The sequence below is a fragment of the Vicinamibacteria bacterium genome (assembly GCA_035620555.1).
GTDB lineage: Bacteria > Acidobacteriota > Vicinamibacteria > Marinacidobacterales > SMYC01 > DASPGQ01.
In genome coordinates this window covers 1-8,947 of sequence record DASPGQ010000082.1, presented here as the reverse complement: position 1 = coordinate 8,947, position 8,947 = coordinate 1, and the positions used below count along the sequence as shown (strand labels likewise).

The following is an 8,947-nucleotide window of genomic DNA, read 5'->3' as shown; positions in this document are numbered from 1 at the left end:
CGTACCTCAAGCTCGACCAAATCCAGCAACTCCGGATCGTCCACCATGTCGACCTTGTTCAGGAATACCACGATGTACGGTACACCTACCTGACGTGCCAGCAATATGTGCTCTCGCGTCTGTGGCATCGGACCATCCGCTGCCGATACCACCAGAATCGCTCCGTCCATCTGAGCCGCACCCGTAATCATGTTCTTCACGTAGTCCGCGTGACCGGGACAGTCGACGTGCGCGTAGTGACGTTTCGACGTCGCGTACTCCACATGCGCCGTCGCTATCGTGATCCCTCGCTCCCGCTCCTCGGGCGCGTTGTCGATCGAATCGAAACTCCGGAAGCTGACACTCTTGTCCCCCTTCGCCAGAACCTTCGTGATCGCAGCCGTCAACGTCGTCTTCCCGTGGTCAACGTGACCAATCGTGCCCACGTTCAAGTGTGGTTTGCTGCGATCGAATTTCTCTTTCGACATCACTCGGTCTCCATCTTTCTTCCCGCGCTCAATGCTTCCGAGGTGGAGCCCACGACCGGGATTGAACCGGTGACCCCTTCCTTACCAAGGAAGTGCTCTACCACTGAGCCACGTGGGCTATTCCAACTCGCGGACGCCAAACGCCAAGGGTGCAGTCAGTGGAGCGGGAGACGGGACTCGGACCCGCGACCCTCAGCTTGGAAGGCTGATGCTCTACCAACTGAGCTACTCCCGCAGAACTCTTAAGAAAATCACGACAAACTGGTGGAGCGGGGAGGATTCGAACCTCCGAAGGCGCAAGGCCGGCAGGTTTACAGCCTGCTGCGTTTGACCGCTTCGCTACCACTCCCTCACTCGACACAGGACACCACGCGTCCAAGGCACGATTGGCTTCGTGCCTTGGAGAAGCGTATCGATCGAGGTCGGGGGTAGCCACGCTTTATGATTCCATCGTGGGGCTGGCGAAGGGATTTGAACCCCCGACCGGCTGATTACAAATCAGCTGCTCTACCAACTGAGCTACGCCAGCTTGCAAACTCGCGATTCTAGCAGATGCAAACCGCAGCATGCAAGGCAAAAAATGACACTCCTGCCACGACTTGCTCTGGAAGGCCCTATCTCCCGAGAAAGGCTCAGTATAGCTCCGACGGCGCCGCTCGCCAAGGGGCATTTCCGGCCTATTTCCTCGAGATTCGCTGGCGAACTACTTCATAAAGCACGATTCCCGCGGCCACGGACAAGTTGAGGGAGTCCACCTTGCCGAGCTGGGGCAGCGAAACCAGGGCATCACAGCCAGCGGCCACGCGCGGCCGGAGCCCCTTTCCTTCCGATCCGACGACTACGGCAACCGGGCTGGTAAAATCGAACTCGTACCAGGGCGTGGGAGCGCTCGCCTGCAGCCCCACGACCCAGAGTCCCGCCTCCTTGAGACGTCTCAAGCTTTCGGCGAGGTTGCCGACTCGGGCGACGGTGACGTGGTGGAGAGCCCCGGCGGATGCCGCGACCGCGGCCTCGGAGAACGGCGCCGTGCGCCGTGCCGGAATCACGATTCCGTCGACGCCCGCTCCGTCCGCGACGCGAACCACCGCCCCGAGGTTTCGCGGGTCCTCGACCTGGTCGAGGACCAGCAGCAAAGCCGGAGTGGGAAGCCGGGAAAGCAGCGTTTCGAGATCGAGCCAACCCACATCCGCCAGCTCCGCCACGACGCCTTGATGGTGACCACCATAACGACGCAGCCGTTCTCGCGGCTCGCGATACAGGGGAACACCGCGCTCTCGAGCGAGCGAAGCGATCCGAGCGAGTCGCTCGTCGAGCCGACCTTCGACGAGGACGATTTTCCTCACGCGAGCGGGGTCGCCGGTAAGGGCTTCCCGAACCGCGTGGATGCCCTGAATCGTCCGCACCGACTCAGCCGTTCCGTTCGAGGCCTATGAGGGTCGCTACGGCGTGGACGGCAATCCCTTCACACCGGCCGATGAATCCCATTCCGTCCGTCGTCGTCGCTTTGAGACCCACGGCACTCTCGGGAATCCCCAGAAGCCGGGCCACCGACCGCCGGATGAGGGCGATGTGCTCGGAAAGCCTCGGTTCCTGAGCGATGACCACGGCGTCGACCGACGAGACTTCGTAACCCGTCTGCTTCGCGATCTCGAGGGCGCGACTCAAGAACAACGAGCTCTGGACGCCCCGCCATTGAGGGTCGTCGGACGGAAACAAGGCGCCAATATCGGGGGCGGCGACGGCGCCGAGAATGGCATCGGTCAAGGCATGCAGGAGCACGTCGCCATCGGAGTGGCCTTCGATTCCTCGGTTGTGCTCGATGCGATGACCGCCCAAAATCAAGTCCCGGCCCTCGCCGAAACGATGAGCGTCGAACCCCACGCCCACCCGCATGTCACCGCCTCGCATTCTGGCCGATGTAGTACTCCATCCTCTCCACGTCGTGAAGGCTCGTGACCTTCAGGTTTTGCTCTTCTCCCGGTACGATGACGATCGGAGCAGACAGTCGCTCGACGAGCGACGCTTCGTCCGTACCGAGGAAGCCGTCCCGCCGCGCGGCATCGAATGCCCGCCGAAGCAGACCGAGACGGAAGCACTGAGGTGTCTGCGCGCGCCAATAGCGCTTTCGGTCGGCCGTGCCCTGTACGAAGCCGTCCTGGGAAACCTCCTTCAAGGTCTCGACCACCGGGACCGCCGCGATCGCTCCTCCGTGCCTCGAGGCGGCCTCGACGACTGACTCGATCAGCTGCGGACTCACCAGCGGACGGGCACCGTCGTGGACGGCAACGAGTCGCGAATCGGAGTCTCCAAGCCTGGAAACGCCGGCCCAGACCGACGCTTGCCGGGTGTCGCCTCCGGCAACGACTTCCACCGCCGCGCCCTCGATGTGAGGCGCGATGGTCCGCTCGGCCTCCTCGAAGCCGGCGCGCGGAAGCACCAGCACCGTCCGCTCGATCGTTCGGCACCGGGCGAAGCTCGAGAGGGAATAGGCCAGCAGGGGTCTGCCGAGGACAAGGTGAAATTGCTTGGGTACGGGACCTCCGAAACGGCTCCCCCGCCCTCCGGCGACGACGACGGCGAAGGCCGAGATCATGCCCGGGTAGCCTCGAGATTCCTGCTCACGACTGCTCTGACGCGTTCGGCAAGAACTTCAGCCTGTTCTTCATCGAGATTGTCGAGCGGTATCGGCCGATCGATAGTGAGCCCTATCCGGCGCGGGTGCACCGTAACCTCACTGCGCTTCATCACCAGATAGCTATCGGCAATGGTAATCGGCACGACGGGGATTCCCGCCCGCAGGGCTAGACGAAAGCTGCCTTTCTTGAAGGGTCGCAGGATCCCGTCGAAGCTGCGCGTTCCTTCGGGAAATACGACGACGGACGTCCCTCCCCGGATTCTGCTGGCGGCGTGCTCGAGGCTTTCGCGGGCCTTCTTGGGGTTCTCGCGCTCGACGCCGATATGTCCACTCATGAAGAGGTGCCAGCCGAGAAACGGCACCCGGTTCAACGATTTCTTGTAGAGGATACGAAAAGAAACGGGCAAATGCGCAAACACGATGGGCGTGTCGAACAGGCTCTGGTGATTCGAGGCGAACAGGTAAGTCGTGCCCGGTCGAAGGTTTTCCAGGCCCTTCACCTGAACTGTCACTCCGCAGGTCTCGAGAATGAGGCGGGCCCAAATGCTGGCGACGCGGTGCGACGGATCCCCGGAGCGAAACACGAGGGCCAAGGCGAAGGACACGGCACCGCAAACGATCGTATAGACGGTCACGAGCGGTATGAACCAGAAAAGCGTTCGAAGCTTGGCCCAGTCGATGACAGTACCCTCGCCCTGGCCCCGGCAGGAGAACCGGGTGACGCGGAACCGAATACTAGCGTGCGGCGACGGTTGCCGGCGAATCGAGCGTCTTCCCGAAAATCATCTTGCCCGCCGTGGTCTGCAACACGCTCGTGACGGTGATGTCGACGTTCTTCCCCAGGAGCTTTCGAGCGTTGTCCACGACGACCATCGTGCCGTCGTCCAGATAGGCGACTCCCTGGTTGTATTCCTTGCCCTCCTTCAGGATGAACACGCGCATGAACTCTCCCGGAAGCACGACCGGCTTGAGCGCGTTGGCCAGCTCGTTGATATTCAACACCTGAACACCCCGGACCTGTGCGACCTTGTTCAAGTTGAAGTCGTTCGTCACGATCTTCGCGCCCAGCTCCTTCGCAATCTCGATGATCTTGAGGTCGACCTCCTTGACGTCGGGGTAGTCGAGCTCCGAGATATCGACTTCGATGCCGCTCATCTTTCGTACTTTCTGAAGGATGTCCAGCCCGCGCCGGCCTCGATTGCGTTTGAGCGAATCGGCCGAGTCCGCGACCTGCTGCAGCTCTTTCAGGACGAACTGAGGAATGACGAGCTTTCCGTCGATGAATCCGGTCTCGCAAATGTCGGCGATCCGGCCGTCGATGATGACACTCGTATCCAGGACCTTGAGATTCTTCGAGGTGGTCGTTCCCCGGAAATAGGCGATCACCGCGAGGGGGTCGAACCACTCACCGCGGGTCCAGCCGAGAACGAGCCCCAAGTAGATGAAGAGCAGCAAGACGAAAGCGAGCCAGAACGCCTGGCTTCCGGGGCTCATCGGGATCTTGGCGAGTGGGATGCTGACGAGAAGGGCGAAGACGACGCCGAGGGCGGCACCGAGAGACGCCCCGGCCACTTGCTTCGGAGTCACCCCGCGAATGCGGTTTTCGAGCAGGATCGCTGCTCCGCCGGCTACGAGACCAAGGGCAATGTTTGCGGGAAGGCCGAACGGAAGGGGGCTGAACGCCCCCCCCGCCGCGACGAGCCCGACGAGTAAGAGTCCGCGAATCGACAACAACCACATGATCGTCACTTTCGGTACACGAATGAACCTAGAAAACGTTCCCCATGAGCGAGGATACGTCGGCAATGCCGATCAGCTCGAGCTCCGCCGGCGCCTCGGACAGGGGCAGATTGGCGTTCGGCACATACGTCTTCTGAAATCCCATCCGCGCGATCTCCTTCACCCGAACTGCGAACTGCTGGGCGGCGCGCACCTCGCCGGACAATCCCACCTCCCCGATGAAGGCCGTACCCGTGGGAATGGCTTGGCCCCGAAGGCTCGAGGCCACCGACGCCACCAGGCCGAGATCGGCGACCGGTTCGGTTACCGAGAGCCCGCCCGCCACGTTGACATAGACATCGTGGGCGGAAAAGGGCATGCCCACGTGCTTTTCGAGCACGGCGAGGAGGAGAGAGACCCGGTTTACCTCGAAGCCGACCGCGACGCGGCGAGGGTATCCGAGCCCGGTCTGCGCCACGAGGCTCTGGATCTCGAGAAGGAGCGGTCTCGTCCCCTCGAGAGAGCATACGACCGCGGAGCCCGGCGCGCTGTGGTCGCGCTCGGAGAGGAAGAGCGCGGACGGGTTTTCCACCGGCACGAGGCCCGCTTCGGTCATCTCGAAAACGCCGAGCTCGCCCGCGGCGCCGAACCGATTCTTCACCGCCCGAACGACGCGATGCGACTGGTGCTGTTCTCCCTCGAAGTACAGGACGGTGTCGACCATGTGCTCGAGCGCCTTCGGGCCGGCGAGGTTCCCCTCCTTGTTGACGTGGCCGATCAGAAACACCGGAGTGGAGGACGATTTCGCGTAGTAAAGCAGCTCGGCCGTGACTTCCCGCACCTGGCTGATGCTCCCCGGTGTCGAGGAGAACTTCGGTGAGTAAACGGTCTGCACCGAATCCAGGATCACGAGTGAAGGGTCGAGTCGTGATAGCTCGCCGAGGATTCGTTCTAGCCCGGTCTCAGCGAAGAGAAGCAGGCTCGCGGCGTCGACTCCCAGCCGCTCGCCGCGGAGCTTGATTTGACGCTCCGACTCCTCGCCACTCACGTAGACGACGCGGTTGCCATCGCGGGCGCGCGCGGCGGCCACCTGGAGCAACAGCGTCGATTTCCCGATTCCGGGCGCGCCTCCGAGAAGCACGAGGGAGCCTTCGACAATCCCGCCCCCGAGGACGCGATCGAACTCCTCGAGGCCACTTCCGATCCGCAAGTCGGCATCGGTTGGGACTTCGGCGTAGGCCAACGCCTTCCCCGAACGACCAACCCCGCTCGGCCCTTCGGCGGAGTCACCGGCCGCGGGGATCTCCTCGACGAAGCTGTTCCACGCCTCGCAGTCGGGGCACCGGCCAAGCCATTTGGTTGCGGTCATCCCGCACTGCTGGCAGACGAATGCGGTCTTCAGCTTTGCCATCAAAGCGATGAGGCCCGTAGTGGCACGACGAAATCGATTAGGAACAGGCTAACCGCTGAATTATAGCACCTTCGCTCGATTTTCTCGCCACGACTGTTTCTCGTTTAATGCTCAATGCCGTGGCGGGACCTGTAATTGATGGTGCCGCCACGGCTCGGCCTTTGCGGCGCTGCGCGCCGACGCCCGCCTCCGCCCTTCGGGCTTCGGCGCGGTTCCGACGAAGCCTTGGCGAAGTCGAACGGCAGAGGTTTTGGCCACCGCTCGGCAGGCTGGGTCGCACTTTTTCGTCAGCCTGTTACAGCGCGTCGTCGTGACGCCATTCGAGGTTCTCGAACCGGGTATATTCCTTGATGAAGGCCATCTTGACCGTACCCGTCGGGCCGTTACGCTGTTTTCCGATGATGAGCTCAGAGATACCCCGGTTGTCCGGGGTCTGGTTGTACTCTTCCTCACGGTAGATGAAAACGACCACGTCGGCGTCCTGTTCCAGGGCACCGGACTCGCGCAGGTCGGAGAGCTGAGGGCGATGATCGCCGCGGCTCTCCGGGGCGCGGGAAAGCTGCGAGAGAGCGACGACCGGGATATCGAGCTCTTTGGCGAGCGCTTTGAGCGAGCGGCTGATGTTCGCGATCTCCTGGGTTCGGTTCTCGAATCGACCTCGACCCTGCATCAACTGGAGGTAGTCGACGATGAGGAGATCGAGGCCCTGCTCGAGCTTGAGCCGCCGGGCTTTGGCCCGCATTTCCAAGATCGAGATCGAGGGCGTGTCGTCGATGAAGATCTTCCCCTGCGACAAGTCCGAGACCGCCTGCACGAGCTTGGTCCAGTCCTTCTCCGAGAGAAAGCCGGAGCGGAGCTTGTGCATGTTGACGCGGGCTTCGCCGCATAGCATGCGAAGCACGAGCTGCTCCTTGGACATCTCGAGGCTGAAAACACCCACCACGCCGTCGGTTTTGAGACCCACGTGCTGGGCAATATTCATACAGAAGCTGGTCTTGCCCATCGCCGGGCGAGCGGCCACGATGATGAGATCCGAGGGTTGGAGCCCTGAGGTCATCTCGTCGAACTCCACGAACCCCGTGGGAACGCCGGTGACCAGCTCGCGATTCTCCGACAGGGCGTCGATGGTCTTGAAGCTGCCCTTGACGATCTCCGATACCGGCTCGAAGCCGCTTCGAATCGCGCCTTCGGAAATCTCGAAGATCGACTTCTCCGCTTCGTCGAGTACGGCTTGAGACTCATCGGCATTGTCGAAGCAAGCCTGGGAGATCCGGTTCGCCGCCGAGATCAAGCTCCTCAGCACCGACTTGTCCTTCACGATGCGGGAGTAATAGGAAACGTTGGTTGCTCGGGGAACACCCTCCAAGAGCGACCCCAGATAGGCGACCCCCCCGACCGAGTCGAGCTCTCCCGCCCGGGACATTTCCTCTTTGAGCGTTACTAGATCGATGGCATCGCCCCGCTCGGAAAGAACTGCCATCCTGGCAAATACCTTCCGGTGAGCGTCGCGGTAGAAGTCCCCCGGGGTGAGTATCTCGGCGGCGTGATGGAACGTTTCGTTCTCGATCAGAATCGCACCGAGAACGGTACGTTCCGCCTCCAGATTATGAGGGAGCGTTCTCTCGAGTACGGCGTTGTCCTGCGCCAAGGCGTTTCTCTCGGCCGTTCGTTACCAGCCGGCGCTCCTACTCCTCTTCTTTTTCCTTCTCGACGATGACCGGGATAGAAACCTCTACTTGAGGATGGAGCCTCACGACCACCGAGAACTCTCCCAGGGTCTTGAACGGCTCGTCGAGCTGGATCTTCCGCTTCTCGATCTTGAAACCTTTTTCGGCGACGGCGTCGGCGACGTCGGTAACCGAGACCGAACCGTAGAGCTCCTGCCCTTCACCGTGCACTTTGCGCCGGAACGACAGCTTCAGACCGGAAAGAGAGCTCGCCAGGTTCTCCGCGTCTTCTCTTTCCTTGGCGAGCCGGGTCTCGTAGACCTTCCTTTCCTTCTCGATGAGACGCAGGTTCTCGTCCGTTATCTCGACCGCAAGACGCCGGGGAAGCAGGTAGTTCCTCGCATAACCCCGCGCCACGTTGACGATCTCGCCCCGCTTCCCGAGATTCTCCACTTCTTCACGCAGAATCAGCCGCATCGTCTCCTCCGCCCCATGTTCCGGAATCAGGAGTAGGGTATGAGCGCCATGAAACGGGCCCGTTTAATCGCGGTCTTCAGCATGCGTTGCGATCGAGCTCCCGCTCGGGAAATCCGTCGTGGAAGAATCTTGGCTCTTTCGGGGATGAAGTTCTGAAGCAGCTTGACATCCTTCCAGTCGATGTAATCGATTTTGTCGAGAAGAGGGTTGACCTTGGCCCGGCGATAGAAGAAGCGTCGCTTTCCGCCGGCTCCCCCAACCGAGGGTTTGCGCGCCATCGTGCCGGATTTCTTTTGCATCACTCAAATCTCCTTTATCGACTCGTCGGGAATCGATTCGTCGTCCGGCGCGCTCCTGTCGGGGGATGCCTCCGCGACCGGCGTCTCGCGAGACCGCCGCACCCTGCGTTCCCGGCGGGCGGCATCTTTGTCGGCTCGCCGCGACTTGCGCCGCTCCTGCTTCACTCGCTCTTCGTCCACACGCACCGTCAAGAACCGCAACACCCCGTCAGTGACCCGCAAACGTCGCTCGATCTCGGAGATTGCCGCGGGCGGGGCCTTCAGGTAGCTCA

11 protein-coding genes and 4 tRNA genes are annotated in these 8,947 nt (G+C 61.8%); all 15 read right to left on the bottom strand.

Annotation, left to right across the window (positions count from 1 at the left end):
• Positions 1-467, bottom strand: a 467-nt coding sequence (locus VEK15_03340; protein HXV59701.1) for a GTP-binding protein, incomplete at its 3' end; no start/stop codon positions are given.
• A 43-nt stretch (positions 468-510) separates the two neighbouring features.
• Positions 511-585: transfer RNA gene (locus tag VEK15_03335), tRNA-Thr, on the bottom strand.
• Positions 586-626: 41 nt separating this feature from the next.
• Positions 627-702, bottom strand: a tRNA-Gly gene (locus tag VEK15_03330).
• A gap of 27 nt (positions 703-729) precedes the next feature.
• A tRNA-Tyr gene (locus VEK15_03325) sits at positions 730-816 on the bottom strand.
• Positions 817-920: 104 nt separating this feature from the next.
• Positions 921-996 (bottom strand) — tRNA-Thr (locus VEK15_03320).
• A 148-nt stretch (positions 997-1,144) separates the two neighbouring features.
• Positions 1,145-1,870, bottom strand: coding sequence for a 23S rRNA (guanosine(2251)-2'-O)-methyltransferase RlmB (rlmB, locus tag VEK15_03315; protein ID HXV59700.1), 726 nt, complete (start codon positions 1,868-1,870; stop codon positions 1,145-1,147).
• Positions 1,871-1,874: 4 nt separating this feature from the next.
• Entirely contained in the window at positions 1,875-2,360 is a 486-nt protein-coding gene (gene ispF / locus VEK15_03310) for a 2-C-methyl-D-erythritol 2,4-cyclodiphosphate synthase (GenBank protein ID HXV59699.1), read from the bottom strand.
• A 1-nt stretch (position 2,361) separates the two neighbouring features.
• The gene (gene ispD / locus VEK15_03305; GenBank protein ID HXV59698.1) at positions 2,362-3,060 is read right to left on the bottom strand and encodes a 2-C-methyl-D-erythritol 4-phosphate cytidylyltransferase; all 699 of its coding nucleotides are present in this window, start codon (positions 3,058-3,060) and stop codon (positions 2,362-2,364) included.
• Positions 3,057-3,737: a lysophospholipid acyltransferase family protein gene (locus tag VEK15_03300; GenBank protein HXV59697.1), complete on the bottom strand. Its 681-nt coding sequence runs from the start codon at positions 3,735-3,737 to the stop codon at positions 3,057-3,059. Before VEK15_03300 ends, ispD begins: the two co-directional genes overlap by 4 nt.
• Before the next feature lie 100 nt (positions 3,738-3,837).
• The gene (locus tag VEK15_03295) at positions 3,838-4,842 is read right to left on the bottom strand and encodes a PIN domain-containing protein (protein HXV59696.1); all 1,005 of its coding nucleotides are present in this window, start codon (positions 4,840-4,842) and stop codon (positions 3,838-3,840) included.
• 28 nt (positions 4,843-4,870) lie between these two features.
• A complete protein-coding gene (gene radA, locus VEK15_03290; protein HXV59695.1) occupies positions 4,871-6,232 on the bottom strand; it encodes a DNA repair protein RadA in 1,362 nt (453 codons plus the stop codon).
• Between the two features lie 295 nt (positions 6,233-6,527).
• Positions 6,528-7,880 carry a replicative DNA helicase gene (gene dnaB / locus VEK15_03285; GenBank protein HXV59694.1) on the bottom strand — a complete coding sequence of 451 codons (1,353 nt, stop codon included), beginning with the start codon at positions 7,878-7,880 and terminating at the stop codon, positions 6,528-6,530.
• Positions 7,881-7,917: 37 nt separating this feature from the next.
• Complete coding sequence (gene rplI, locus VEK15_03280; protein ID HXV59693.1) at positions 7,918-8,376, bottom strand: 50S ribosomal protein L9; 459 nt, start codon at positions 8,374-8,376, stop codon at positions 7,918-7,920.
• Positions 8,377-8,402: 26 nt separating this feature from the next.
• On the bottom strand, positions 8,403-8,675 hold the full coding sequence (gene rpsR / locus VEK15_03275) for a 30S ribosomal protein S18 (GenBank protein ID HXV59692.1): 273 nt from the start codon (positions 8,673-8,675) through the stop codon (positions 8,403-8,405).
• 3 nt (positions 8,676-8,678) lie between these two features.
• Positions 8,679-8,947: hypothetical protein (locus VEK15_03270; protein ID HXV59691.1), on the bottom strand; the 269-nt coding region annotated here is incomplete at its 5' end.